Source organism: Corynebacterium striatum ATCC 6940 (genome assembly GCF_000159135.1).
GTDB lineage: Bacteria > Actinomycetota > Actinomycetes > Mycobacteriales > Mycobacteriaceae > Corynebacterium > Corynebacterium striatum.
Window position 1 is genome coordinate 1 of sequence record NZ_GG667590.1, and the last position, 233, is coordinate 233.

The following is a 233-nucleotide window of genomic DNA, read 5'->3' on the forward strand; positions in this document are numbered from 1 at the left end:
ACGTGGCGATCACGGTGGTTAAGGCACGTTCGGTACGGGTTCGTCGTTCTAACAGCCAGTCCGGGAAGAAGGAACCTTGGCGTAGCTTCGGGATAGCCACATCGACGGTGCCGACCCGCGTATCCAGTAGTCGGTGGCGGTAGCCGTTGCGTTGGTTGACGCGGTTGTCGCTGGTGGTGCCGTAGTCAGCGCCGCAGACAGTATCAGCTTGGGCAGATAGAATTTGGTTGATG

Annotated in this window: 1 protein-coding gene; it reads right to left on the reverse strand. The window is 58.8% G+C overall.

Going from position 1 to position 233, the window contains the following annotated elements:
- Positions 1–233 (reverse strand): transposase (locus HMPREF0308_RS12835; protein ID WP_211205710.1); only part of this gene is annotated, 233 nt, incomplete at both ends.